23 protein-coding genes, 2 pseudogenes and 1 riboswitch are annotated in these 24,658 nt (G+C 61.1%); of the genes and pseudogenes, 18 read left to right on the top strand and 7 right to left on the bottom strand.

Annotated features, from left to right (window positions below; translation table 11 throughout):
* Nucleotides 1-4: 4 nt before the first annotated feature.
* A riboswitch (TPP riboswitch) is annotated at nucleotides 5-121 on the bottom strand.
* Between the two features lie 182 nt (nucleotides 122-303).
* The gene (locus NKH99_RS15820) at nucleotides 304-1,848 is read right to left on the bottom strand and encodes a Fic family protein (protein ID WP_352470527.1); all 1,545 of its coding nucleotides are present in this window, start codon (nucleotides 1,846-1,848) and stop codon (nucleotides 304-306) included.
* A gap of 1,132 nt (nucleotides 1,849-2,980) precedes the next feature.
* Here NKH99_RS15820 and NKH99_RS15815 point away from each other — a divergent pair.
* The 4 genes from NKH99_RS15815 (at nucleotide 2,981) to NKH99_RS15800 (ending at nucleotide 6,954) form a co-directional block, all read left to right on the top strand.
* Nucleotides 2,981-3,436, top strand: coding sequence for a YybH family protein (locus NKH99_RS15815; RefSeq protein WP_353014648.1), 456 nt, complete (start codon nucleotides 2,981-2,983; stop codon nucleotides 3,434-3,436).
* Between the two features lie 527 nt (nucleotides 3,437-3,963).
* Nucleotides 3,964-5,961 carry a conjugal transfer protein TraG gene (locus NKH99_RS15810; protein WP_353014647.1) on the top strand — a complete coding sequence of 666 codons (1,998 nt, stop codon included), beginning with the start codon at nucleotides 3,964-3,966 and terminating at the stop codon, nucleotides 5,959-5,961.
* A 55-nt stretch (nucleotides 5,962-6,016) separates the two neighbouring features.
* The gene (locus NKH99_RS15805) at nucleotides 6,017-6,400 is read left to right on the top strand and encodes a CopG family transcriptional regulator (RefSeq protein WP_502900061.1); all 384 of its coding nucleotides are present in this window, start codon (nucleotides 6,017-6,019) and stop codon (nucleotides 6,398-6,400) included.
* A gap of 383 nt (nucleotides 6,401-6,783) precedes the next feature.
* A complete protein-coding gene (locus NKH99_RS15800; RefSeq protein WP_353014645.1) occupies nucleotides 6,784-6,954 on the top strand; it encodes a hypothetical protein in 171 nt (56 codons plus the stop codon).
* Nucleotides 6,955-7,681: 727 nt separating this feature from the next.
* Here NKH99_RS15800 and NKH99_RS15795 read toward each other — a convergent pair.
* Both NKH99_RS15795 and NKH99_RS15790 read right to left on the bottom strand, forming a co-directional pair.
* Nucleotides 7,682-7,987, bottom strand: coding sequence for a hypothetical protein (locus NKH99_RS15795; protein WP_352768512.1), 306 nt, complete (start codon nucleotides 7,985-7,987; stop codon nucleotides 7,682-7,684).
* Between the two features lie 669 nt (nucleotides 7,988-8,656).
* Complete coding sequence (locus NKH99_RS15790; protein ID WP_353014644.1) at nucleotides 8,657-9,550, bottom strand: hypothetical protein; 894 nt, start codon at nucleotides 9,548-9,550, stop codon at nucleotides 8,657-8,659.
* A 650-nt stretch (nucleotides 9,551-10,200) separates the two neighbouring features.
* On the opposite strand from NKH99_RS15790, the gene NKH99_RS15785 reads away from it, so the two are divergent.
* Complete coding sequence (locus tag NKH99_RS15785; RefSeq protein ID WP_352612592.1) at nucleotides 10,201-10,326, top strand: hypothetical protein; 126 nt, start codon at nucleotides 10,201-10,203, stop codon at nucleotides 10,324-10,326.
* A 149-nt stretch (nucleotides 10,327-10,475) separates the two neighbouring features.
* Here the strand turns inward: NKH99_RS15785 and NKH99_RS15780 are convergent, their stop codons facing one another.
* Together NKH99_RS15780 and NKH99_RS15775 are read right to left on the bottom strand one after the other, a co-directional pair.
* A complete protein-coding gene (locus tag NKH99_RS15780) occupies nucleotides 10,476-10,778 on the bottom strand; it encodes a DUF3072 domain-containing protein (protein WP_353014643.1) in 303 nt (100 codons plus the stop codon).
* 425 nt (nucleotides 10,779-11,203) lie between these two features.
* Complete coding sequence (locus NKH99_RS15775) at nucleotides 11,204-11,689, bottom strand: Crp/Fnr family transcriptional regulator (RefSeq protein WP_353014641.1); 486 nt, start codon at nucleotides 11,687-11,689, stop codon at nucleotides 11,204-11,206.
* Between the two features lie 771 nt (nucleotides 11,690-12,460).
* Between NKH99_RS15775 and NKH99_RS15770 the strand changes: the two are divergent.
* Nucleotides 12,461-12,753: pseudogene (locus tag NKH99_RS15770) on the top strand (GSU2403 family nucleotidyltransferase fold protein).
* Nucleotides 12,754-12,980: 227 nt separating this feature from the next.
* On the opposite strand, the gene NKH99_RS15765 reads toward NKH99_RS15770, so the two are convergent.
* Nucleotides 12,981-13,367 (bottom strand): type II toxin-antitoxin system VapC family toxin, encoded by a 387-nt coding sequence (locus NKH99_RS15765; RefSeq protein ID WP_353014640.1) that lies wholly within the window; start codon nucleotides 13,365-13,367, stop codon nucleotides 12,981-12,983.
* On the bottom strand, nucleotides 13,367-13,624 hold the full coding sequence (locus NKH99_RS15760; RefSeq protein WP_352492342.1) for a type II toxin-antitoxin system VapB family antitoxin: 258 nt from the start codon (nucleotides 13,622-13,624) through the stop codon (nucleotides 13,367-13,369). The genes NKH99_RS15765 and NKH99_RS15760 overlap by 1 nt, the downstream gene beginning before the upstream one ends.
* 516 nt (nucleotides 13,625-14,140) lie before the next feature.
* On the opposite strand from NKH99_RS15760, the gene trbB reads away from it, so the two are divergent.
* The 12 genes and pseudogenes from trbB to NKH99_RS15700 all read left to right on the top strand — a co-directional run bounded on the left by trbB (nucleotide 14,141) and on the right by NKH99_RS15700 (nucleotide 24,153).
* Complete coding sequence (gene trbB / locus NKH99_RS15755; RefSeq protein ID WP_353014639.1) at nucleotides 14,141-15,151, top strand: P-type conjugative transfer ATPase TrbB; 1,011 nt, start codon at nucleotides 14,141-14,143, stop codon at nucleotides 15,149-15,151.
* A 74-nt stretch (nucleotides 15,152-15,225) separates the two neighbouring features.
* Nucleotides 15,226-15,489 carry a TrbC/VirB2 family type IV secretion system protein gene (locus NKH99_RS15750; protein ID WP_352612738.1) on the top strand — a complete coding sequence of 88 codons (264 nt, stop codon included), beginning with the start codon at nucleotides 15,226-15,228 and terminating at the stop codon, nucleotides 15,487-15,489.
* A complete protein-coding gene (locus NKH99_RS15745; protein ID WP_352772995.1) occupies nucleotides 15,489-15,752 on the top strand; it encodes a VirB3 family type IV secretion system protein in 264 nt (87 codons plus the stop codon). Before NKH99_RS15750 ends, NKH99_RS15745 begins: the two co-directional genes overlap by 1 nt.
* 11 nt (nucleotides 15,753-15,763) lie before the next feature.
* On the top strand, nucleotides 15,764-18,271 hold the full coding sequence (gene trbE / locus NKH99_RS15740) for a conjugal transfer protein TrbE (protein WP_353014638.1): 2,508 nt from the start codon (nucleotides 15,764-15,766) through the stop codon (nucleotides 18,269-18,271).
* Nucleotides 18,268-19,017 carry a P-type conjugative transfer protein TrbJ gene (gene trbJ / locus NKH99_RS15735; RefSeq protein WP_502900059.1) on the top strand — a complete coding sequence of 250 codons (750 nt, stop codon included), beginning with the start codon at nucleotides 18,268-18,270 and terminating at the stop codon, nucleotides 19,015-19,017. The genes trbE and trbJ overlap by 4 nt, the downstream gene beginning before the upstream one ends.
* 12 nt (nucleotides 19,018-19,029) lie before the next feature.
* Nucleotides 19,030-19,398: a putative entry exclusion protein TrbK-alt gene (gene trbK-alt / locus NKH99_RS15730; protein ID WP_352685424.1), complete on the top strand. Its 369-nt coding sequence runs from the start codon at nucleotides 19,030-19,032 to the stop codon at nucleotides 19,396-19,398.
* Nucleotides 19,395-20,765, top strand: a complete 1,371-nt coding sequence (gene trbL, locus NKH99_RS15725) for a P-type conjugative transfer protein TrbL (protein ID WP_352772991.1) — start codon at nucleotides 19,395-19,397, stop codon at nucleotides 20,763-20,765. Before trbK-alt ends, trbL begins: the two co-directional genes overlap by 4 nt.
* Complete coding sequence (trbF, locus tag NKH99_RS15720; protein WP_352612605.1) at nucleotides 20,762-21,448, top strand: conjugal transfer protein TrbF; 687 nt, start codon at nucleotides 20,762-20,764, stop codon at nucleotides 21,446-21,448. The genes trbL and trbF overlap by 4 nt, the downstream gene beginning before the upstream one ends.
* Nucleotides 21,445-22,509: a P-type conjugative transfer protein TrbG gene (gene trbG / locus NKH99_RS15715; protein ID WP_502900057.1), complete on the top strand. Its 1,065-nt coding sequence runs from the start codon at nucleotides 21,445-21,447 to the stop codon at nucleotides 22,507-22,509. Before trbF ends, trbG begins: the two co-directional genes overlap by 4 nt.
* Entirely contained in the window at nucleotides 22,506-23,720 is a 1,215-nt protein-coding gene (locus tag NKH99_RS15710; RefSeq protein ID WP_353014636.1) for a TraB/TrbI/VirB10 family type IV secretion system protein, read from the top strand. The genes trbG and NKH99_RS15710 overlap by 4 nt, the downstream gene beginning before the upstream one ends.
* Nucleotides 23,717-23,824: pseudogene (locus tag NKH99_RS15705) on the top strand (DUF2274 domain-containing protein); the annotation flags it as partial. The gene NKH99_RS15710 and the pseudogene NKH99_RS15705, both read left to right, overlap by 4 nt.
* 41 nt (nucleotides 23,825-23,865) lie before the next feature.
* The gene (locus NKH99_RS15700) at nucleotides 23,866-24,153 is read left to right on the top strand and encodes a DUF2274 domain-containing protein (RefSeq protein WP_352612612.1); all 288 of its coding nucleotides are present in this window, start codon (nucleotides 23,866-23,868) and stop codon (nucleotides 24,151-24,153) included.
* The last annotated feature ends 505 nt before the right edge of the window (nucleotides 24,154-24,658 follow it).

Here is a 24,658-nt window from a genome sequence, read left to right as displayed (position 1 = left end):
CTCCCGCAAAGCGCTTGCACCGTCCCTACGCCAGTATGAACTGGATCAGGTTCAACGGGTCACTGCGCCGCGAATGCCAGCAGTATCTCAGCCCCTTGCCGGGACTCCCCTGGTGAATGCGTGAGGTTGGACGGGACGGCTCCGGTTTGTCAAGCGCGTTCTGGCCGCGGCTGATCGGCGGCCGGTCAGACCGTGCGGAAAAAATCGTGCATGTCTCGGCGACAAGTCAAGCGTCGGAGATGAAGGCAAGGACAAGGGAATCGCAAAGCGTCGGACTAAAAATCGATCCTGATGATCACACCTTCAATGGGCACCAAAGGTTTGCGCGTAGATCGCCTCGATTCTTCCTGCCTCGTCACTGGTCAGCGCGGCGAATTCCTTCTCGCGCGCGCGGTTCGATAGATGGCCATCATTCTGGTGAAGAAAACGGAAGAGCAGATCGGTCAACCGCTCGGGCATGTCGATAAAGGCGTCCACCTGCTGCCGGAACTGATCGTAGCGCTGCAGAAATGCGGTTTCCTCGGGAAGGTCCCGTTCGATCGTCCGCTGAACGCAAGCATAGAGGAATTCGGCGTGCGGGGTTGCATCGAAGAACCGGTAGAAATCACCGGTGTCATTCAGCACCCGGACGTTGAATTGCGGCGTCGGTTCCCATTCCACCAACGGCAGAAGGCGCTGCGAATAGCTCTCGAGCACGCCCCTGTACTCGTTGATCTGGTCCAGGATCGCGGCCGAGACGGGAAAGACCACTCCCGGCGGATTGAAGCCGCGCATGGCAAGGACGTGGTGGATTAGGTAGCGGTGAATGCGGCCGTTTCCGTCCTCGAACGGGTGAATATAGACAAAGCCGAAGGCGAGGATTGCGGCGGCTACGACTGCATCAAGCTTTTGCGCGGGGCCCTGATCGAACGCCGCCATTCCATCGATTAGCCGCGGCAGGTCCTCGGGCCGAGCGCTGATGTGATCGGGCAAGGGCGTACCGTTGTCTCGATCATGCTCACCGACGAAACCTCCTTCTTTTCGGAAGCCAAGTCTTACGAAACGAGCGTCACCAAGTACAATTCTTTGCAGACGCAGCAGCTCATCGCGATCGATCGGCCAGCGGCCGGCTTCGCCGATGGCGCGGCCCCAGCGCTGGATGCGATCTTGCGGCGGGTGCTCGCCCTCGATCGCATAGCTTGATCGCGAGTCTTTGAGCAAAAGAAAGGCGGCGGTCCGAGCAAGGAGGTCGCGCGGCACGTCCGCTACGATTGCCTCCGCGCGCCGCGGTAGTTCAAGGCCGATGAATTTTTCGAGAATCTTGGTGCGGAACACCAGAGGGCAGAACTCACGCGTGCCCGGGAGATTGTCCCTTACGCGATAGCGCGAAGCGGTCTTGTCGGGTCCGGGCCACTGCAGCTCGGGATCGACAACCGGAATGTATCGTCCGGCCTCCGCGTCCGGCAGATCGATACGCGCGTCCCTCAGCCATTCATATAAAAACCAGATGCGGCGGGCATAACTGCCGGTCGGGCTTTCACGGACCAGCGCCTCGATCGGCGCGGGACCGGTCACTTGGAACAGCCGCTTGAGGACGGCAAGGTCCAGTCCCTCGTACTTGAGCGCAAAGGTCAGGTGGCCTTCGAGGGTAGGATTTGGGGCATGGCGGGGGGTCATGATCCGCCAGCCATCCCGTTCGGTAATGCGATGATGCTCGCCAGTGGCGAACAACCTACGGGGCAAGGGCGCGGCGAGCCTGTAGGCTCCGATCAGGGCGCTGTACCCGGCCGGGGTCGCCGTTTCAGGAAGGCGGATTTCCTGAAAAACGGTAACAGGACCTGAAAATTGGTGCTGTTGCACCGCAGGCATGAAACGCGAATCCTTCCATTGAATTTTGGTTTAGTCGGCAAAACCTATGAAAAATGATCCTATCCCATGAAAATTGATGCCACAAGACAAATTTTCCGAAAACCGATTCCAAAATAGTGCTGAGGTCGATCAAGCAAGAACTCCGCCACCGGCTCAAGGAAGCGACTTCAGACCAAAAAGGTGAGTCCAGGAACCGCCATTCGCCCGTCTTAGTCACGAGGCCGGCACGGATGGCCCGCCTTACGTCGAGCCGGATTGCTCGAGCGCGCCGTTCGGGGCTCACTCATAGAGCACTCCGGTGCGCGATCCCGATTTGATAGCCGCGATCACGCTCGCGACTGATCTTGGTGACGTGGCGGCGTCGGAGTAGAAAAGTGATGCAGGATCTCGGTGGCGTCGTGTGTGTGTGACCTGAAGTGAGTTCTCTGCGGTATGGGGGGCGGCACGCAGCGCGCGTCTTCTCGGCAAACAGATCGACGAAGCGGCACCGAAGGGAAGTTCCTGGCATTCATTCTCGCCATCGCTGCCCCAATTTGCCGATCGGACTGCCGATCGATCTCGCCCAATACTTTGCGCGCGCAAGGGCCGAAGCCGAACTGGGCGGCACCTGCTCATTCGGGAGCTGACTCATGCTTGGTGCCCGAGAGAGCTGTGCCTGATCGAATGCGTGAAATCGCAGCTCGGAGTGGAGAGGCTGACGCGGTCATCTGTCACCCGCCTTCGGGCTGTAACGGAAAGCGCGACATCGTCTCCAATGCTCGTTCCCCACGTCGAGGGGCCCAGCGGCTTGGCTACGGGGGGGACTGTCAGCTAGTGGCCGCTGGGCCTTGACGACCAGCGACCGTAAGAGGAGGCCCTGTGCTGGCTGACGAAAACTTGCGAGCAAAGCCACGGAAAAGCATCATTCGAACGAACTCTTTCGTCGAGACGAGGAGGGCAGTGAGGCGGTAGCCGCCGCTTTGAAGCTCTCCGACAGCTGCTACGCTGGTCATTCAGAGGGTCGCAGTTGCGCTTGCGCCGTCATATCAGATAAGTCTAATATAATCCGCGCCCGGCCATCGAACGCGCCGCGGCGCCCTCGGGTCGGCGCTATTCATCGGGTGGGCATGTCGGGCACGCAAGGGAGGACGAAATGAGACTGGTTCAGTCATTTGCATTTGCTGCTGTGCTGCTTTTTTCGTCTGCATTGTCTGCGGCCGCCCACTCGGCTCGTGAGGACATCGAAGCGGCGTTGGTAAAATTCATGGACGCCTTCAACAGCGGAAACGCAGCAGCGGTAGGTCAAATGTATACCGAAGATGCCGCCCTGCTGCCACCCGACGGCAAACGCGTCGATGACCGCAAGGGCGTGGAAGAATTCTGGCAGGGCGCAATCAAGGCCGGGATGAAAAATCTCACCCTGAAGGCGCTGGAAGTGGAAGGGAGCGGGAATCTCGCCTACGAAGTTGGCGCATTTACGCTCGGTGTGCCGAGCAAAGGCGGTGCCCCTTCCACCGTTGCGGGCAAGTACATTGTCGTTTGGAAAAAAGGGGACGACGGGACGTGGCGCCTGCATCGGGACATCTGGAACTTTGGTGCGGCCCAATAGATTCCGCGACCCATGAGGCCGGCGCGGCTTGCAATAGTCCAACGAAAGTCCATGGCAATAGTTGATGTGACTGAATTGATTAACAAAATTGAACAGACTTGATGGGTCTGCTCATCGAGTCGGTTCTGGATCTATCGCGCTACCGATCAGCGAGGCGGTAAGATTCGAGCTCAGCAGAACGGCAATTCCGGCTGACCACCACTTGCCGGGACTAGAGCGTTCTCCGGCTCGGCGCGCCGCTGAGGGCTCTTGTTCATTTGGTCGTGGGCAATCCGCGGTTCTCCAAGAACCCGTCCATCTCGTCAAATGCCATCTGAGCCGAGACAACTGATTATCATTGGGCAAAGTAGCGGCTCAACGGCTCCAGAAGAAAGCAGCCCCCCGATGCTCGTTCAACATTCGAGCCCGCATCGGGCAAGTCTTTCCACGTCCGGGTACGCCATGCTGCTTCGACCGCCCCATTCTTCTTGCGAATTTAGGAATTCGAGCTTTTCGGTTGTTCCGATCATCCATTTGGGAAACGACCGATGCCGGCAAGCAAGGTTTTATGGGGTCAGATACTCACCGCCTTTCTGATCGTCGTCGCGACAACATGGGGAGCAACACAGTGGACGGCAGGGCGGCTCGGCTTTCAAAGCCAACTCGGTCCGCCGTGGTTCGAATTGGCTGGACAGCCCGTTTATCCGCCGCCAGCCTTTTTCTGGTGGTGGTTTTTCTACGACGCCTACGCGCCGAAGGTCTTCCTCGAGGGCGCGGCGATTGCGGCGAGCGGAAGCCTCATGGCTATCGTCGCAGCGATCGGGATGTCGCTGTGGCGGGGGCGCGAGGCAAAGGACACCACGACTTACGGCTCGGCGCGCTGGGCGACGCGAGACGAAATCAAGGCCGCTGGGATGATCGGTCAGGATGGGGTGATCCTGGGTATGTTGGGCCGACACTATCTGCGCCACGACGGTCCGGAACACGTGCTATGTTTCGCACCGACCCGAAGCGGGAAAGGCGTCGGCCTGGTCGTGCCGTCACTACTGACTTGGCCGGGTTCGGCAATCGTCCACGACATCAAAGGCGAAAACTGGGAACTGACGGCCGGATGGCGGGCCCGTTTCGGCCAGGTGCTTCTGTTCGACCCGACCAATGCTGGATCAGCAGCCTACAATCCTCTGCTGGAGGTGCGACGGGGCGAGTGGGAAGTTCGAGATGTGCAGAACGTGGCGGATGTCCTGGTCGACCCAGAAGGCACATTGGAACGCCGCAACCACTGGGAGAAGACCAGCCATGCGTTGCTGGTCGGCGCAATACTGCACGTGCTCTATGCGGAGAAAGACAAGACCCTCGCAGGCGTGGCGAACTTCCTTTCCGATCCAGAGCGGCCAATCGAGGCAACGCTGCGCGCCATGATGCTGACGCGGCATTTGGGTGATGCAGGCCCGCATCCTGTCGTGGCGTCGGCTGCTCGGGAACTGCTTAACAAGTCCGAGAACGAGCGTTCCGGCGTGCTCTCGACGGCCATGAGTTTTCTGGGCCTCTACCGCGATCCAGTTGTGGCCAAGGTGACGTCATGCTGTGACTGGCGGATCGCAGACCTTGTCGAGGAGGCACGGCCGACGACGCTTTATCTGGTCGTGCCGCCATCGGACATCAGTCGCACAAAGCCGCTGATGCGACTCGTGCTTAACCAGATCGGCCGCAGGCTCGCCGAAGATCTTCACGCGAAGGATCACCGGCAGCGTCTTTTGATGCTGCTGGACGAGTTTCCCGCGCTCGGCAGGCTCGATTTCTTCGAAAGCGCGCTGGCCTTCATGGCCGGGTATGGCATCAAGTCGTTCCTGATTGCACAATCGCTCAATCAGATCGAGAAGGCCTACGGACCGAACAATTCCATCCTCGACAATTGTCATGTGCGGGTGAGCTTCGCCACGAATGACGAAAGGACGGCCAAGCGCGTCTCAGACTCTCTGGGGACCGCGACCGAGTTGCGCGCCATGAAGAACTATGCGGGGCACAGATTGTCGCCCTGGCTCGGGCATCTGATGGTGTCGCGGCAGGAAACGGCGCGTGCACTGATGACGCCGGGCGAGATCATGCAACTGCCGCCGACCGAGGCGATCATTATGATCTCGGGCCAGTTCCCAATCCGTGCGAAGAAGGCACGCTACTTTGCCGACCCGCGTCTTGCCGAGCGTGTCTTGCCGCCACCAAGGACCGGAGGGACAACGCAGAACGCTCGCCCTGACGACTGGACCGACACGACACTTCTTGCTGGGCCGGAAGGCAAATCTCGCAAGCTGAAGCTTGCCAGGGATCAGCAGGACGAGGATCCGGCCAACGGCGGCATTCGCCGCCAGCCTGAGCTTCCCGAACACGAAGACATCGCGCCGGAACGAACGCCACGCTGCGACGATGAGTTCGACCTCGACAAGGACGAGCCCGATGATGACGCCGTTCGTCGCCGCAGTGTCGATCAAGCCATGAGACGCGCAGCTCGTCAGGCCGCCCTTGACCCCAATGATGGCATTGAGCTTTGAGCGCATGAAGAACGCCAAGAAAAGACGTCTGTCTGCCTATCTCGACCCTGACGTAATGAGGGCACTGGCAGATTACGCCGGGCGGCGCGAGGTCTCGCTGTCACTGGTCGCGGAGGCTGCGCTAGCGTCGTTCCTGTCGCCGGACGCCGAAGAACGAAAGCAAGCGGCGATCACTCGACGCCTCGACCAGATCGATCGACGTGTGCAGCGTGTTGAACGCGATATCGGAATATCCATTGAGACACTCGCATTGTTCGTCCGCTTTTGGCTCAACTCGACTCCAGCCTTGCCGGAATCGGCGCAAGCGGAGGCACGCGCCAAGGGCTTGCAGCGCTACGACAATTTCGTCGATGCGCTCGGTCGCCGGCTCAGCAAAGGACCAAGGCTCAGGCAGGAGATAGCCGACGATGTCCCGCCAGCGCCGCCAGCAACTGGATGAGCTTGCGGCAAGACCGGCGCTTCAACAGCCCAACCCCGGTGCCCGATTGCAGAGCTATTTTGCGCAGCTGATGGCCATCAGATCACCTTTCATCGGAGCGGCGGGCCTGGGCATTCGTCTCCACAGTCGATCTCGGCCAGTGTGCGTTGCAGAATCGGAGTTCTTTCGACCGCGCATGCTTGGTTGAATTCGAGCCTTGCCGCCGGAGGAACAGGTTCTTGCCCGTGCCGTAACCAAAGGTTGCAGATGATAATCACTTTGGACAGCCCGGTGGGACGGCATCGCTCGAACCGGACATCGGACCCTTCCTTAGGCGCAATAACTTTGAAACAAATCCTGCCGGCAAGCGTTCCAGCATAGCGGGCGGGTTGCCGGAGGACCCAATGCCCGACGATGACATCGTCATTCCCCAAGACCACGACGCTTCGCCACTTCGGGAGGAGGAGTATTATGTCGTCTGCCCGGCATGCGGCCAGGCGTTCGATATCAGGTGTATGGCAGAGGCGCTTCATCACAACGAGCCGGGCCACGAGCCCTACGACCTCGACTCGTAGTCGGCAATTACCGGCGGTCGTCGACGAACGTCGACCCTGATCGAGACCAACACCGAGGTAAGTTGTCGCTCATCTGGCCGGCGTTGCCGTCCGGTCGGCCTACAACGAATCCCCGTCGCCAGGGCAGAGCTTCGCCGGCACGCTATGTCGTGACAGACACCTTGCGGGCTTTCAGCGACGACTTGATTGCCATTGCGGGCGTTGTCGATGCGGTCGTGGCCGTCACTGACCGCCATGGCCGTCACTGACCGGGTTGTTAACCCAGGGGGCGCTTACTCCACCGCAATACGTCGCCCAGTTCCCTCGCGACGCTCCGAAGCAGACCTTTGCCGGCATCGGGGCCGGGCGGAACATGTGATCTCCATAATGCGTACCAACCGGAGCCTGTCGCGATTCACATTGCTGATCGACGAACAGGCGCTCGTTGCAGAGAAAGGCTACAATCGATCGCGATGCCCGCGTGCCTTCACGCGACGGCACATGCTACGCGTCTTGGACGGGCGGGCCGCGGCAGGTGAAGCACGCTTGCGATGGCCCGAATCTGGCTTGCTTCTCCAGTAACCCGGAAGACGCCAGGGACGCGCTGCGCTGGACCCGTGCCCTAGCCGTCGAGCTCCCATCTATCGGTTCGTCCGCTCCATATCCGGCCGGACAGGGCCGCACCCTTGGGCTGTTCAAAGGCGCTTGCATCTTCCCTGCGCCGACACCGGCCGTTGTATCTGGAGCGTCAACCCGCTGAAGTCCGGTTGTGCTTTCTCAGCCGAGTAATCGCCGAATTGTCGACAGTGATCACCCCGCCGCAGTCAATTCGCACAGTGAGTTTGTTCACCCCGCGATCGACGCGGGTGACGTCCCCAACAAGAACCACTCTGTCGCCGGCCCGGACTTTCGGTGGCGGATCAATCGTATAAGGATGGTCATACGAAGGAATGCTCACCCTGGCGCGCCCACTGGGGAGAATCGCGATCACGATACCTGCCAGCGCCACCTCATCGCCGACCTCAAATTCGCGAGGCATGTTAACGTGCAGCATGGTCTTCCTCCCGATGCCTTCCTAATTCACGCTTTGCTAAATTAATGCCCGGCCAACCAGGTTGGTTGCTTGCAATCGACTTCGTACGGTTCCGCACAATTCCAAGCTGGTATGCACTCCCAGTTGGCCTCGGATCGGCCTTGTGCGTCAAAATTCTGCAGAAACGGTTTGACGTTCAGGATGACCTTGGCGCGCCCGCCACACGGTAGCGGAGCGGCGGACTTCATCGCAGTCCGGCGATGGCATAAACGCTGAGCGTGAAGCGGAAATGAATCTTTCGCGTTCAGGTACATCGTTCTGGCAAATTCGAGGAACGCCACGCCGGAAGCAGGAAACGTGTGCTGTCCCCAAGCTCCCTCGGAAGGCAAGTTGACCACCCGCCCACCGTTAGTCTAGGTCCGGCCGGTGCGTTCCAAACGTCATAGAAGCCGGTCGATGGCTTTACTGCCACGCGGGTTATTGGAGCCGGATCATCGATGCTGGTGTCGTGCGCCTACGCGCACGTCAAGTCGGTTTCATGCATGGGACTTTCAAGGCCAGCGACGTCATCATCGAGCAATGTTCAGCCAAGCCGTATGTTGTTCGCAATCGTTGCACATGGAAGGCTCCGATCGGGGTGACATCTCAACACTAGGGCAACCGGACAGACGGTGGAAAACGGCCCCAGCTTCAAAAGCTAGAACAATGCCATAAGCCTTGTGCCCTTCTTCGCGCCAGGCTTCGAGCTATTTGGCGAGCTATCCTGAGTTCGGCCAGCGTTGGTTGCCACCAGCCTCGCTGCCGTTCCGGTAATCCGGCAGCACGCCGAGCGGGCCATGTTCTAATCAATTCAACCAACGTCGCCGGACGCCATCGGCCCCAGACGTGGTCGACGTTCGCCTCGATCAAATGCGGATAGAACGCTGCTATCTGCGAGGCGTCGACGAGTTCACCCGAAATCTCGGTGAAGACCACGATACCGTATTGCTCCGTTGCCACGGCACGGCCAAGCCGGGGTAAATCGTCTGGGGGCAGTGGATAGCGACGTCGCCTGCGTTCGGCATACCGCAATCTGGCGGCTTTATATTCCTCGGAATCTTTGGAGGCTTCTCGTCGCCGTTTCCTCTCCTCCGGTTCTGCGCGGCCTGCGGCCCTTTCGATGCTTGGCCAATGGCGCTTCAACTCCTCGTACGAGCGGAAAGGCACCCTCCAGGCCCGCAGTTCGTCGTCCCAGCTCGCCCATGGAACGGCTCGCAGTTCCTCAAGAACCGTCCGCGAATAAGGCGTGCGAATGCGCAGGTCGTCCGCGACTTCCAGATACCGGCTCGACAGGGGATCGAAGGCGAAGGCATCCCGTCCCTTGCTGTCATCATGTGCTGCTCGCAAATCCGCCTCTTGCGCAAGCCAGCGCTGGATGCGCCGCGCTGCAGTCTTTCCTGGCACGAACCAGGTTCTGCGCTCGTCACTCCACCTGGCGCGCGGGAATGTCTGTCGAAACCGCTCAACCGCCGCACGATCGTACGGAAAGCGCGCTTCGGCACCAGGAGCTGTCTGCGGTGCAGCAGGGGCGTCGGATTTTTCCATCAGATTGCGAAGCACAGCATGCGCGCAAACAACGCGGTGCAGCTCATTTGGGTCCAAGAACATCAGAACGCATAGTTAGACCTGCAAGAGGAAGCCGACGAGGCGATCGGTGAAGGCGCTCCCGCCTCACATATGCCGCTACGGTTGACCAGGATCCGCGCAACCTCCAACGTGAGAACTTCACGTTTGTGCTCCGATTGGCACCGGGTCCTGACAGCATCGTGCTTTCGGTTGTTCTGTGGTTCCTCGACCGATAGCAGGACGGCGAGCCCGCGTCGCCGGAGGATAAGAACGACGCGGGCCGATCGGAGATATCCGATCTGGCAGCAAAAATATGAGGGAAAGAGTTTGCTGCGTGGGCAGAACTTTTCCTGCGCGCCGGTGTTCCATCGCGTGAGGAAAAAGGCCCGCCGCACAGGTTGATGCGGCGGGTCGATCAAACGCTGTTGCACCGAGCGGGGGCTCGGGGTCGGACATGCCCGGTGCGCGCGGACCACGCGAACTTTAGATGCACCAGCTGCGATGCGTCCACCAACCGACGGTTGGAGTTTCATTCCGAGAACTGCGCCATCGCCGTTGAGTGCATATCGGGAACCCAGCCTTGGCACAGCACGTTGCTCAGTCGCTGACCTTCGCAAAGGATGCATACAATGGCGAAAGACATATCTCGCGAGGAAGAGCAACGCGGCACCGAAAAAGTTTTCTTCTGGGGCGCTGCAATCGCCCTTGTCCTGTTTGTGTCTTTGGTTACCATCGCCCTCGTCGGAAGGGCCTGATCTGTTTCGACAGTAGGATTGGACCGGCGGGTGCGAGGTCTCGGTGGGTTTAGGGCGAATGCCGGGCTGTTGTACCCTATGAGCCGCTCCCATCCGCCGTTTGTCGTCTCGATCGCCGGTCGAGCCACAACGCACTGAATTCAGAAGATTCATTGCGGGTCACCTGCAGCAAAACTGTCCCAATCCAATCCGATCGGCTGTCCTTTGCTAGAGACGAAAAGCCACGGGCGGACGCACAGGCCTAACTTTTCCCGGAGTGCACCAATGCGTTTAGAAGCTTCCGCCTTGCTAAGGCCGTCGGCATAGCCGTCAGGGTCGTCGGCCTGTTCGGCCAGAGTTTTCAGATATGAGGCTTGTGCGGGAGTCATTGGGTCATCTCCGCTGACCCAATCTTCCGGGTCTTTTCCGACATTTGCCGATGCCTCGATTTTTGGGTTGTGCCGGTCGCCCATGGTCAATCTCCCTTGATTGATCAGCACAATGAGAAACGATCATGATTTGTTCCGCCACATTTGGTAGGCTTTCTCAGACCGTTTGCAGGGCTGCTCGTCACCGACCTGGTCAGTGTGTGGGATCGGTCGGAGTAACGTCGACGCTGGCCGGGACCCGGACAACAAGTCGACTGCGGCTGGATGGTGGTTCCCGCGCCGGACTGGCAGCCATATCCTGCTCTGGTCGCCAACGGCGCTGACAGAGCCTTCGGTCTCAACATATCAATTCTTTGCGGGAAGGGAGAGACTCGGCGTGCCTCACTCAACTGTCGCAACCAGCAGGGGTTGCCCTTCGCGCATCGAGACCCCCCGCCCAGCATTAGCGATGGCCTGCCGCTTTAGGTAGTTTGTCTCATCCCATCGGCGGACTTCCACATTGGCGCGGATCATGGAGATGCCTGCTCGCCGATCAGGCGGGCATATTCCGCCTCCGGCTGGCCATATGAGCTGTTTGCCAAGGTGATGAGACCAGTTCGATCACGGACGATGACCTCGCCACGATTTGACCTGATCAGACCGCGGCCTTCCAGCATTTGAAGTGCCACGGTGACGCCCGGCCGTCGTACACCCAACATGACCGACAGGAATTCATGGGTAATCGGCAGCCGGTCGCCTTCTATGCGGTCGTTGCACATGACCAGCCATCTTGCCAGCCGTTCTTCCAGTTTCAAACGCGCATTGGCGAGGGCGGTATAGCTTGCCTGGATCCACGCGTAGTGCACGTACCGCAGCAGAAAAAGCCGCAGCGTCGGGCTGTCGGAAAGCGCCTTTGTGAATGGCTCGGCGTCCATGCTGGCAACCTCGGCATCCGCTTGAATGTAGCAGTCGTGCGGCGATCGATCGCCGCCCATGATCAGCGCCGAGCCGGTCATGCCCTCGAAACCAATGACTATAACTTCGGCGTCGACCTCCGGCCGGAGTTTCGCCACCATCGAGCCGATCCCCGTCTCAAAGAAGTAGACGGCCTCGATAGCGGCGTTTGCGGTTTCGAGCTGCGTCCTCAATGGCAGAAAGCTGCTGTGAAGGTGAGGGCTGAGCAATTGATGGTGGCCGGAGACATGCGCCGCAGCAGTTCGTTTCTGTATACAGGCTCTGGGCTAGGAATTGGCTGGGGCGCCCGATCGCGGCCTTCTGAAAATGCGAGGCCAATTTTGGAAGTGTTGGGGCTGCTCATGGCTCCCTCCCGAATTGGGGCGGAAGCACGATGCTCGCTCACAGCCGGCGATGCCCTTAATGTTTATCACCGATCAAAGCAGAGTACGCCTTTCAAACCGGCGAGTCCCGAGAATTATCCGTCGGTCGATGCGGCATGTCCACCTCTCCAGGCCTCTGCGCCCCTGTCTCATAGCAGAGGAACAACCGCACTCGCATCCGTTCGGCACCGCCAGAACCCTCGGGCTGAATGTCTCTTCGGTGCCGCAAATGGAGATGTTGCATGGCTCGATCCGTAGAGCACGTTTTCAAAGACCATCTGAGGCTGCGTGCCGCCGGCGATCTCGAGCAGAATCTCAGGCGCAATTATGCCGACGTCGTCCTCTTGGCCGCGAATCCGAATCTGGTGGGCCATGATGCCGCGCGCGTGTCGTCCAAACACCTGCGCGGCCAATTGGGGTCCCACACACTGCTGATCTGGTCTGGCATGGTTGGAAAATGCCCCTGCTTTCGAAACAATCGCCATCGATGAAAAAGGCGGACCGTTACGGCTCGTGGTTCCCGATCCGCGTATTTTTGCGGCTCACAATTCTGGGTCTCAAAACGAGCTGATCGCGAGCCAGTCAAGCGCGGTCGTGACTTGGCCCAAGCGCAAGTGGTTGTCCCGCTGTCGAAGCAGTATCTCGAGCATCTCACCTACGAAGCAAGCGAGCTTCGGGCCCTCCCAACGGCTGTTTTCGACGAGGCCCATCATTTATTCGTGCAGCCAGCGTCGCGGCCGTGAATGTCTGAGTTACAAGTTGGCCGGCTGGATTGGCCCTCAACTTCCAATCCATCCAAGACGCGGCCCAGCAGCGCCAGATCGGAAGGACGAAAGACGCCAGCTTGCTCTGCTTTTGGACCAAGTTGGCATGACGCCCCTTGATGCAGGCCCAGCCGACAGGGCCGAAACTAATTGGGTGCTATTACAGGTTCAAGCTGGAGACAGCCGATCATCTTACAATCTCGTGCTCATGCCGGTTCGATATCCGTTTGGCAGAAGTCTTTGCCGATGAAAAGCAGCGGTTCGTCTGCACGCTTTGCCAAAGCATAGGAGAGGCAATCGGCAAAATTCAGCGCCGCCGGGTGGTGGCCCTTGCCGTAGGTCAGCCAACCCTGGGTCGCAAGATCAACCAATTCGGAGTCGACAGGAATGATGTCGGCCTCAATTTTGCGCAGCCAAAGATCGATCTCAGCCAACGCGTGTTCGCCGCGCCTGCTGACCAGCACCATGCGTGCCTCGAGCACGCAGGTTGCCGGGATCAGACGGATTGGGTCGGAGACCAGCGCTCGTTCCAGCCTTGCTGCCTCAGGCTCGCTCCGAAGGATCGCTACAACAGCTGAGGTATCGATCACCATCAGTTAGGGATTCCATGCTCGTCATACCCGATGATCTCCTCGTCGCTGCGACCATCCAGTTCAGGCAATCGTGCCACTCTTTCTCGGATGGCGCGCAATTCTGCCAGCAGACGCTCCTGAGCGGTCTCTCCAAAGCCCAAGCGGTGCAAGCGCTCGCTAAGGGCCTGATGAATGGCTGCTGTCTTACTGATACCCTGGCGGCGTGCGAGTTCATCGGCGAGAGCAACGGTGGCTGGATTTTTGATGTTCAGGGACACGAGAAGCTCCAAAAATCTACCTTTCTGGCAATTTCTACCACAGTTCTCTAGGCTCTTCAACATACCTGCTAGCCTCGCCTACCGGCGCCGGATTGACCACGACAATCGCCAGGCCGACGCCTGCCAAGCGGCGACCGCAGTCTCCCGAAGCTGCCTGTCGACTCCAATCCGACGACGGCCGGCGAGGAACTCTACCCGGCCGCGGTAAAGAGCGTTCCGGCAGCGGTCCATAGAGCGTGAAAGCAGTCCCTTCATCCTGTCAGACGCACCTAACGAGGCGCTGATCCTCCGTCGCGATGCCACCTCTCGAATATAGCCGCCTGTTCTGCTGGAGCGGCGATGGCCAGTCGGGCACCGGGTTGCTGAGCTGGCGCGGTCGCGGCACCGCATTTCGCAAGTCTCTGCACGTCATGCCACGATCGCCGGTTTTGCTTGTTGCAAGGCCGGCGCTCCTGCCTTTTCTAATGATCCCCGACCGCGGCAAGAACCAGTTCGTGGCGAGAAACGGGGACCCGCATGGCGACCAACTATCATGCCAGTAAGGGAGCGGTATCGCGCGGCGCGCGCATGCTGCGCACCGCCCTCGGCCCGGCGGTCGCAGGCTTCCTTGACGATCCAGCCATTGTCGAGGTGATGCTCAATCCCGACGGTCGCCTGTGGGTTGACCGTCTCAGCGAAGGACTCGCTGCAAGCAACGAAACACTGATCGCGGCAGACGGCGAACGGATCGTCAGGCTGGTCGCGCACCATGTCGGTGCGGAGGTGCATTCGGGCTCGCCGCGCGTTTCGGCTGAACTGCCCGGGACCGGTGAACGGTTCGAGGGCCTTTTGCCGCCTGTCGTCACGGCACCAACATTCGCCATCCGCAAGCCGGCAGTCGCGGTGTTTACGCTTCAAGACTATGTCGCTGCCGGCATCATGACCGAAGGCCAGGCTGACGTCCTGCAGCTTGCCGTGGAGACACGCAAGAACGTGCTGGTGGCCGGCGGTACATCGACGGGCAAGACCACGCTCGTCAACGCACTTTTGGCGGAGGTGGCTAAAACCGCCGAGCGCGTCGTGCTGATCGAGGACACGCGCGAGTTGCAGTGTGCTGCGCCCAATCTTGTAGCGCTGCGCACAAAGGATGGTGTCGCCTCGCTGTCCGATCTGGTGAAGTCGTCGTTGCGGCTTCGGCCCGACCGCATCCCGATAGGCGAGGTACGGGGCGCCGAAGCGCTCGATTTGCTGAAGGCCGGGGGCACCGGCCATCCCGGCGGCATCGGCACCATTCACGCCAATTCTGCCATTGGCGCACTGCAGCGACTGGAACAGCTCGTGCAGGAGGCCGTCGTCACGGTCCCGCGCGCACTGATTGCGGAAACCATAGACATCATCGCGGTTCTCGCTGGTCGTGGCTCAGCGCGCCGGCTCGTCGAGATCGCCTTGGTCGACGGGCTCGATGCGGCCACCGGCGACTACCGCACCCTCGAATGTCGAGACCACTCCGATCGTGAATCCCCACTCTGCCATGGAGCTTCAGAATGAACCCGATCCGCTTCACTCCACCGGCTATCCGCAAGCTTGCCGTGGAGCTGTCGTATGCGACGACCGCCGCGATCATGACGATTGAGCCAGCCCACGCTGCCGGTTCCTCCATGCCCTGGGAGGAGCCCCTTCAGCAGATTCTCGAATCGATCGAGGGGCCAGTCGCCAAGATCGTGGCGGTGATCATCATTATCGTCACCGGCTTGTCGCTCGCTTTCGGTGACACATCGGGCGGATTTCGCCGGCTGATTCAGATCGTCTTCGGGCTGTCGATCGCTTTCGCGGCAAGTTCGTTCTTCCTGTCCTTTTTCTCCTTCGGCGGCGGGGCGCTGATCTGATGGAGGAGGAAGTCCGTGGCTTTTTCGCGCCGGTGCATCGCGCGCTTACTGAACCGATCCTGCTCGGCGGCGCGCCGCGCGCGGTCGCTATCGCCAACGGCACGCTGGCAGGCGCGGTCGGGTTGGGTCTTCGTCTGTGGATCGCGGGGCTCGTCATCTGGGCGGTCGGGCATCTCGCCGCCGTCTGGGCGGCAAAGCGCGATGCGCAGTTCGTCGACGTGGTTCGCCGGCACCTGCGCTATCCCTCGCATTTCGGCTATTGAGGTTTTTCGCCGTGATGAACCTCGCGGAATATCGAAACAAGAGCGCCAGCCTCGTCGACTATCTGCCTTGGGCCGCCCTGGTGGCGCCGGGCGTGGTGCTCAACAAGGACGGCAGTTTTCAAAGAACGGCGCGTTTTCGCGGGCCGGACCTGGACTCCGCCACGCCGGCGGAGCTGGTCGGCACGACCGCGCGGCTCAATGGCGCGCTGCGCCGGCTCGGCTCCGGCTGGGCGATCTTTGTCGAAGCGCAGCGCAATCCTGCCAGCGGCTATCCCGACAGCCGCTTCCCGGATTGCGCATCCACACTTCTCGACATCGAGCGGCGCGAACAGTTCGAAGGGTCCGGCGTGCTGTTTGAAAGCAGCTACTTTCTCACCTTCGTGTGGCTGCCTCCGGCCGAGGAAGCGTCGCGAATGGAGAGCTTGCTGTACGAAGGCCGGCAAAAGACCGGCGTCGATCCTTGGGAGCTCCTGAAGAGTTATGTCGATCGCACGGACCGCGTGCTCAACCTCATCGAAGGCTTCGTTCCCGAAGCTGACTGGCTCGATGATGCCGAGACGCTGAGTTACCTGCACTCAGCCGTTTCGACCAAGCGGCATCGCGTTCGCGTGCCGGAAACGCCGATGCATCTCGATGGCTTGCTTGTCGATCAGCCGTTAGCCGGCGGGTTAGAGCCGAGGCTTGGCGATGCGCATCTGCGCACACTGACCATCACCGGGTTTCCGAACATGACCTTCCCGGGGATTCTCGACGACCTCAATCGCCTTGCCTTCCCCTACCGCTGGTCCACGCGGGCGATCATGCTCGACAAGACCGACGCGACGAAGCTGGTGACCAAGATCCGTCGCCAGTGGTTCGCCAAGCGCAAATCGATCGCCGCAATTTTGAAGGAGGTGATGACCAACGAGGCGTCAGTCCTCGTTGATACGGACGCGGCCAACAAGGCGGCCGATGCGGACGCGGCCCTGCAGGATCTCGGTTCAGATCAGATCGGCGAAGCCTATGTCACCGCCTCCGTGACGGTCTGGGATGTTGATCCATCAATTGCCGACGAAAAGCTGCGCCTGGTCGAAAAGGTCATTCAGGGCAGGGACTTCACCTGCATCGCCGAGGGCGTCAACGCCGTCGAGGCTTGGCTGGGCAGCATCCCTGGCCACGTCTACGCCAATGTCCGCCAGCCGCCGATCTCGACTCTGAACCTCGCCCACATGATTCCGCTCTCCGCGGTCTGGGCTGGACCGATTGAGGACGAGCATTTTGGCGCCCCGCCGCTGTTCTTCGCCAGAACGGAAGGCGCCACACCGTTCCGGTTCAGCCTTCACGTCGGCGATGTCGGCCACACCCTCGTCATCGGCCCGACCGGTGCCGGCAAGTCGGTCCTGTTGGCGATGATCGCGCTGCAGTTCCGACGTTACGAGCACAGCCAGGTTTTTGCCTTCGACTTCGGCGGCTCAATCCGCGCGGCCATGCTCGCCATGCACGGCGATTGGCATGATCTCGGAAGAAATGCCGGAACTGGGCAGGGGGCTGACGATCCGTTGCCCTTGCTCACTTTGGCCGATCTGTCGGACGACGTTCATACCGTTTCGCTACAGCCGCTCGCCCATATTCATCATACGCCAGAGCGAGCCTGGGCGGCCGACTGGATTGTCGACATCCTTCTGCGCGAAGGCGTGTCCATCACGCCGCAGGTAAAGGAACATCTGTGGTCGGCGTTGACGTCGCTGGCCTCTGCGCCCGTCCACGAACGGACGCTGACTGGCCTGTCCGTATTGCTGCAATCTTCGCCGCTGAAGCAGGCGCTCCTTCCCTATTGCATCGGTGGCCCTTATGGCGGCCTGCTCGATGCCGAGCACGAGCGGCTGGGCGAGGCTTCGGTCCAGGCGTTCGAAACCGAAGGCCTGATCGGCACAGGTGCAGCGCCCGCCGTGCTCGCCTATCTGTTCCACCGCATCGAGCAGAGGATGGACGGCCGGCCGACACTGCTGCTCATCGACGAGGGCTGGCTCGCGCTCGACGACGGCGGTTTCGCTGACCAGTTGCGCGAATGGCTGAAGACGCTGAGGAAGAAGAACGCCAGCGTGGTCTTCGCCACCCAGTCGCTTTCGGACATCGACGGATCGCCAATCGCACCGGCAATCGTCGAAAGCTGCCCGACGCGGCTGTTCTTGCCGAACGAGCGCGCCGTCGAGCCACAGATCACAGAGATCTACCGACGCTTTGGTCTCAACGATCGCCAGATCGAGATCGTCGCCCGAGCGACACCGAAGCGCGACTATTACTGTCAAAGCCGCCGCGGCAACCGCCTGTTCGAGCTGGGGCTTGGTCCGATCGCGCTGGCGCTCTGCGCCGCATCGTCCAAATCGGACCAGGCCGCGATCGACCGGATAATCGCCGAGGCGGGGCGAGACCATTTCCTCGAGGCCTGGCTTACGAACCGTGGTCTCTCCTGGGCGGCAGACCTCATTCCCAATCTCACTGGCGTGATCGACCAATCCACAAAGGAGCTTCCCTCATGAATTCCGTTCTTGCAGGTCGCCGTATCCGTCGCATGGCGGCAGCCGGCGCAATCGTCGTCGCGACGGCGCTGTCATCGGCGCCGGCATCGGCACTGATCGTGTTCGACCCAAAGAACTACGCCGAGAACCTGCTTTCGGCATCGCGTGCGCTGGAGCAGATCCACAACCAGATCAGCTCGCTTCAGAACGAAGCGCAAATGCTGATCAACCAGGCGAAGAATCTCACCTCCCTGCCAACCTCGCTGCTTGGCCAGATCGAGGCCAATTTTTCCGAGATGAAGAGCCTGCTCGGCGAGGCCGACAAGCTGGCCTATAGCGTCCAGGAGATCGAGAGCCAGTTTACCTCCGCTTACGAGAATTTCGGTTCGGAACTCTCCAGCCAGCAGCTTGTCGAGGGCGCGCGTCAACGCTGGCAGACCTCGGTGTCGGCCTTTGAGCATTCGCTGAAGGCGGGCGCTGTCGCGGTCGACAACAGCGCCGCGACACAAGAGCAGACGAGTGCGCTGGTTGGTGCCAGCCAGTCCGCGGTCGGCGTGCTGCAGGCGACGCAGGCCGGCAACCAGCTTCTTGCCGTGCAGGCCAAGCAAGTTGCCGACCTCACCGCGATGCTGGCGGCACAAGGACGAGCCGAAGCCCTTGAGCAGGCGAGGCGGGCGGCCGCACAGGAGCAGGCGCGGGAACAGTTCAGCCGTTTCATGACGGGCAGCAGCTACAGCGCGTCATCCGTAAAAATGTTCCACGACTGAGGCGAAGACCGCATGGATCTCAAGATCGCCGCCCGGATAACAGCCGTTCTTGCCCTTGGCGCCGCCATGACCGCCGCCTCCATGGCGCTGCGCGGCGGCGGCTCGCAGGACGCGTCCTCCCCGCGCTCCGCATATCCGGGCGGTGAGCCGGCAAGTGTCGAGCTTGCCCGATGCCGGGACATCGGCATGGCGGCGATCGATGACGACGCCTGCAGGAAAGCCTGGGCGGAAGGCCGCCGACGCTTCCTGCGGCCATCCCGCCCGATCATGCCAAACGTGGCTCCGTCGATCGAAAAGGACCCGACCCGGCTGCCGCCGCTCCAACCGCCAACGCCGCCTTTCGCGGAAGACCGGCCCTATCCCGAAACGGTGGCGCCATGAACGACACCGGCGTCATCGACCGCTTCCTCGAGACTTTCACTCGCTACATCGATTCCGGCTTTGGTCTGCTCGGTGGGGAAGTTGCGTTTCTCACTTCGACCCTGATTGTGATCGACATCACACTGGCCGGCCTGTTCTGGGCATGGGGTGCTGATGAAGACGTGCTGCACCGACTGGTGAAGAAGACGCTCTATATCGGCTTCTTTGCCTTCATCATCGGCAACTTCAACCGTCTTGCCGGGATCGTCTTTGAGAGCTTTTCCGGGCTCGGCCTGAAGGCTGGAGGCTCGGCACTTTCAGGCTCGGCATTGCTGCAGCCGGGCCGCGTGGCGCAAGTCGGCATCGATGCCGGCAATCCGATCCTCGAGGCCGCCAGCCAGCTGATGGGCTACGTATCGTTCTTCGAGAATTTCGTCCAGATCGTAGTGCTGATGATCGCCTGGGCGATCGTACTGATTGCGTTCTTTCTTCTGGCCGTCCAGATCTTCGTCACGCTGGTCGAATTTAAGCTGACGACGCTTGCCGGGTTTGTGCTGATACCTTTTGCGCTGTTCAACCGGACCGCCTTCCTTGCCGAAAAAGTGCTCGGCAACATCGTTGCCTCCGGCGTGAAGATCCTGGTCCTTGCCGTCATCGTCGGCATCGGCTCGGGCCTGTTCGGCGAGTTCACCCAAGGCTTCGGCGCCGAACAGCCCACAATCACGGATGCGCTGTCGCTTGTCCTGGGCGCTCTGTCGCTGATGGGACTGTCGATCTTCGGTCCCGGCATTGCGACGGGGCTGGTCTCCGGTGCCCCGCAACTGGGCGCAGGTGCCGCTGTTGGCACGAGCCTCGTCGCTGGCGGCCTTGGCGTGGCTGGCGCTATGGGTGCTCGCGCCGGATTGAGCGGCGCGGCAGGCGCACTCAATGGCAGTGCGCGTATGTCGGCAGCAGCCGCACGCCGCGGCGCGCATCTGGCCGGCAGCACTTCGGCCGCCTGGGAACTTGGCGCAGCGACATCTGGAAGAGGTGGTGCAGGCTCGGTCGCCGCCGGCGTGGCGGGTGTCGCCAGGGCCGGTGCCAGCGCTGCCGTTCGACCGGTGAAGCAGGCCATGTCGCGCGCCGCGTCGGCGCTGTCCGACAGCTATGAGGCCGGCCGCTTTGCGGCTTGGAGTGCGACGAGTGGAGAGCGATCGTCGGGAACGGCTTCCTCGGGTGACTGGTCGACCTCCGAAACCAGTTCCGACGCCCCGCCCGCATGGGCAAAACGAATGAAGCGTAGCCAGGTCATGAGCCATGGCGCCAGCGTCGCCGCGCATTCAGTTCACTCGAGTGATGATGGGGGCGGCTCGATGAATGTTTCCCTCGATCAGGACGACCGCCGATGACCCCCCTTAGACGCCCTTTCGTTCGTTACGCAAAAACGCCCCACCCCGAGACGCCATATCAGCGTGCAGCCCAGATTTGGGACGAGCGCATCGGCTCGGCTCGCGTCCAGGCGAGAAACTGGCGGCTGATGGCCTTCGGCTCTCTCGTCCTGGCCGGCGGTTTTGCATCCGCATTGGTGTGGCAGTCAACGCGCGGCTCAGTGGTTCCCTGGGTGGTGGAGGTCGACAAGTTCGGTGAAGCGCAGGTTGTCGCGCCGGCCGTTGCCGACTATCGGCCGACCGATCCGCAGGTCGCCTGGCATCTGGCCCGCTTCATCGAACAGGTCAGAAGCATTCCGGCCGACCCGGTCATCGTCCGCCAAAACTGGCTGCGAGCCTACGACTACACCACAGACCGCGGCGCCATTTCCCTCAATGATTACGCCCGGTTGAACGACCCTTTTGCCAAATTGGGCAAACTCCAGATCGCCATCGAGGTTTCCAGCGTCATCCGTGCTACCCCCGATTCGTTTCGCGTCGCCTGGGTCGAGCGCCGTTACGAGAATGGCAACCTGGCCGGCACCGAGCGTTGGACCGCAATCCTCACAATCGTGATTCAGCAACCCCGCGACGCTGACCGGCTCAAAGCCAATCCGCTTGGCGTCTATGTCAACGCCATCAGCTGGTCGAAGGAGTTTTCATGATGCGTGCAGCACCAACAAGAACGTCGGCGAGACCGGTCACGCACAATGCGCCCGAGGCACGTAGGCTTGCCCTGGCACTGCTGTCGGCAACGGCGCTCGCCGGCTGTGCATCGAAGAAATACATTCCGCCGGAAATCGCCTACGACGATGCGGTGCCTGCGGTGCGCAGGGTCGAGCCGCCTGGTCCGGTCAAAGTGGTGGAAGTGCCGAAACCGCTTCCGCTGCCTGGTCAGTTGAAACCAGTCGACGCTACGAAGGTGAAGCCGGAGCCGACCGATCCGAAGCAGCGTATCAGCCAGGCAAACGAGGCAGCGAGGATGCAGCCGGTTCGCGACGGGTTCGTCAATGCCATCCAGCTCTATCCTTGGAGTGAGGGCGCGCTCTACCAGATCTATGCCGCGCCCGGCCAGGTCACCGACATCGCCTTGCAGCCCGGCGAGCAGCTTGTCGGCTCCGGGCCTGTGGCCGCCGGCGACACGGTGCGCTGGATCATCGGCGATACGCAAAGTGGGGCAGGGGAGCGCCAGCAGGTCCATATTCTTGTGAAGCCGACACGGCCGGATCTGCAGACCAATCTCGTCATCAACAGCGACCGCCGCACCTATCTTCTCGAGCTGCGCTCGACCGAAAAGACCTACATGGCTTCGGTCTCCTGGCAGTACCCGCAGGACCAGCTGATTGCGCTGCGGCGCCAGAACGCGCAGGCTTCCGCCGCACAGCCGGTCGCGTCCGGCGTCGACATCCAGAAACTGAATTTTCGCTATCGCATCGAAGGCGACATGGCGCCATGGCGGCCGCTTCGCGCCTTCGATGACGGTGCAAAAGTCTACATCGAGTTCCCGTCGGGCATAGGGCAAGGTGAAATGCCGCCGCTCTTTGTCATCGGCCCGTCGGGCGGCTCGGAGCTGGTCAACTACCGTGCTCGCCAGAACTACTACGTCGTTGATCGGCTGTTTGCCGCCGCTGAATTGAGGCTCGGCGACAAAACAAGCGAAAAGCGCGTCCGCATCGTGCGCACGGACGGCAAACGAACCTCGCCCAGCACGAGGCTGTTCCGATGAGCGACCCTGCAAATGCACCCAACCAGGACATTCGAGCGGAACTGCGCCTTCGGCCCGAACCGGCCAGGGTCACGCGACTGTCGCGCAAGGTGCTGATAGGCGTCGGTGGAGTTGCCAGCGCTGCGATCCTCGGCACGTTGATTTGGGCGCTCGACACCAGACATCGCGGAACCGAACAGCCGCCCGAGCTCTTCACCACCGAAAACCGCTCAACGGCCGACGGGCTACAGAAGCTGCCGAAGGACTATGCAGGTGTTCCGCAACTCGGCCCCGCGCTGCCTGGCGATTTGGGCCGGCCGATCTTGCGCGCGCAGGAGCGCGGCCAGCCGATTGGGGCGTCCAACGTCAGTGGACCGCGCGCCGATCCGGAGGAGCAGCGCCGACTGGCCGAGATCGAGGCCGCACGCGTGGCGAAGCTCTTCACCGATACGAACACGAGACCTGGTCCCACACGAAAGGATCCTGGCGGCAGAGTCATAGAACCGGACACCCAATCTGATCTGACTCCGCCGCTTGGGCCGCCACCGATCGATCCTGGCGCCGCGCAAAACGTGCAGGATCGCAAGCTGGCCTTCGTCAATGCCGAGCCAGACCGTCGCACAGTCAGCCCCAATCGGCTCGCCGCGAAGGCCTCGCCCTATGTGGTGCAAGCCGGCAGCGTCATTCCAGCCGCCCTTATCACCGGCATCCGCTCCGACCTGCCCGGCGAGATCACCGCTCAGGTCACGGAAAATGTCTATGACAGCCCGACAGGATCCCATCTCCTGATCCCGCAGGGTGCGAGGCTGATCGGCCAGTACGACAGCCACATCGCCTTCGGCCAGTCGCGCGTGCTGCTGGTCTGGAACCGGCTGATCATGCCTGACGGCACCTCGATCGTGCTGGAGCGGCAGCAGGGCGCAGACGCTGAAGGATTTTCCGGGCTGGAGGACGAGGTCGACCGTCATTGGGGCCAGATGTTCCGGGCCGCAGCACTCTCGACATTACTGGGCATTGGGACATCGCTTGGGTCCAGCGACGACGAAAGCGAAATCGCCAGGGCCATCCGCGAAAGCGCGCAGGATTCGGCCTCCGATATTGGCCAGCAGCTCGTGCGCAATCAGCTCAATGTCCAGCCTACGCTCACCGTGCGGCCCGGTTTCCCGGTTCGCGTGATTGTCAATCGCGACCTTCTTCTTGTGCCTTACGGCACGTCAAAGGATCCATCATGACCAAGCTGAAACTTTCCGCCATTCCCGATGACCGTCCGGTCAAGATCACTGTCGAACTGCCTGCCGCCGTTCATCGCGACCTCGTTGCCTATGTCGATTATCTGAACAGTCAACATGTCTTTGTCTCACAAGCAGGAGGTGAACAATGCCTGATCTGAGGCTCGGTCGGCTGCCGAAGGTTGGTGTCGTCCGCATGACGATCATCCTGCCGGAGCCCCTCAAGGAGGAACTCGATCAGTATGCGGCCGAGCACAGCCGCCTCTATGAACCGGTGGACACCGCTGCCCTGATTCCGCATATGCTGGAAGCCTTCGTCGGCTCCGATCGCGGCTGGCGCAGCCGTAAGGCGAAGACCGGCCGTGCCCGTCAACGAGCGGCGTCTCCAGCCAGCACTATGGCGCGAAGCGGTGCTGAAGGCGATGGCCCCGCCTGAAGCTGTCCTGGTGGCTTTACCCTAAGCGGAATATCGGTTCCCACCCTAAGCGGAAGCTCGCTTGCTCCGGGCCAATTCACGGCCATGACCCAACAGGAATCCATGGCCCTTTGGGATGAAGGTCGGGAAGGGAGGACAAGCAGCCAATCAGAAGTTCCTCCTCGCCCGTTCAGGCGAGCACTCGAGGTTGAATTGGCCGCTTTGCCCTCATACTCAAAGGACTTCGCGTAGCGGCTCCACCAGATGACCGCCCGCAGTGTAGCGTCATCCCCTCCTCGAACATGTGATCCTCAAGCCCTTCGCAGAAACGCTCAAAGGGCGCGCAATGCCTCGGGCGTTTTTCGTCCGCCTGATCGGAGCGGCCCGGGACACTAAGCAATCAGATGTCGGAAAAAGGAGCCGCTTTCGTCATCCACCTCGGACGCAACAACCTTTGTCCACTGTCGGCGAAGTTCAATTGCCGCGAACAGCGCCAGCTCGTGTCAATTTTTCTGAGACGATTTCT

Origin of the sequence: Mesorhizobium sp. M0854, from assembly GCF_040319815.1 — a bacterium.
Classification (GTDB): Bacteria; Pseudomonadota; Alphaproteobacteria; order Rhizobiales; family Rhizobiaceae; genus Mesorhizobium.
The sequence above is the reverse complement of the archived record's forward strand: the minus strand, read 5'-3'. Positions and strand labels throughout refer to the sequence as shown.